Below are 748 nucleotides of genomic sequence, written 5' to 3'. Positions count from 1 at the left end.
CGGACAATGGCGCCCCGTCGCTGTCGGATGAGGCGGTGGTGACGGTGCAGCTGCGGCACGTGAACAAGGCGCCCGTGGTGCCGGGCGGGCAGGTGCGGGAGGTGGAGGAGAACAGCCCCGCAGGCACGCTGGTGGGCGTGCAGGTGTTCGCCTGGGACCCGGATGCGGGCGACGTCATGACGTTCAGCATCGTGGGCGGCGACGGCGCGGGCATTTTCAGCATCCACCCCGCCACCGCCCAGATCCGCGTGGCGCAGGCGGTGCTGGACTTTGAGGTGCAGCGCAGCTTCACGCTGCTGGTGCGCGTCACGGATGATGGGGAGCCGACACTGCACACGGATCAGAACGTGACGGTGCGGCTGAGCGAGGTGGAGGTGTTCCGGGTGGAGTCGCTGACGGGGCAGGTGGAGGTGCGGCGCGCGGTGCTGCACTGCGAGGTGCTGAGCCGCTACACCCTCACCGTGCGCGTCACGGACGACGGGGTGCCGCCCCTGTCCGACTCGGGGGTGGTGAGCGTGAGCGTGCTGGACGTGAACGAGCCACCCGTGCTGGTGCTGCAGCGTGCCCGAGCTGAGCGCGGCGGGCACGGTGGTGGACCCGCCCCTGGCGGCGTGGGACCCCGAGAACGACACCATCGCCATGACGGTCGTGGCGGGCACGCACAACGGCGCCAGCATCTTTGGCGTGAACGAGCAGCACCAACTGATCGTGCAGATCGCGGAGCTGAACTACGATGCGGTGCGGCAGT

At 69.8% G+C, this 748-nt stretch carries 1 protein-coding gene; it reads left to right on the top strand.

The annotated features are described in order from the left end of the window. Positions 1-748 (top strand): cadherin repeat domain-containing protein (locus tag ACK41V_RS23515; protein ID WP_409786092.1); only part of this gene is annotated, 748 nt, incomplete at both ends.

Source organism: Acidovorax sp. (genome assembly GCF_046291265.1).
Lineage (GTDB): Bacteria > Pseudomonadota > Gammaproteobacteria > Burkholderiales > Burkholderiaceae_C > Acidovorax.
This window is presented reverse-complemented; position numbering and strand designations above follow the sequence as displayed.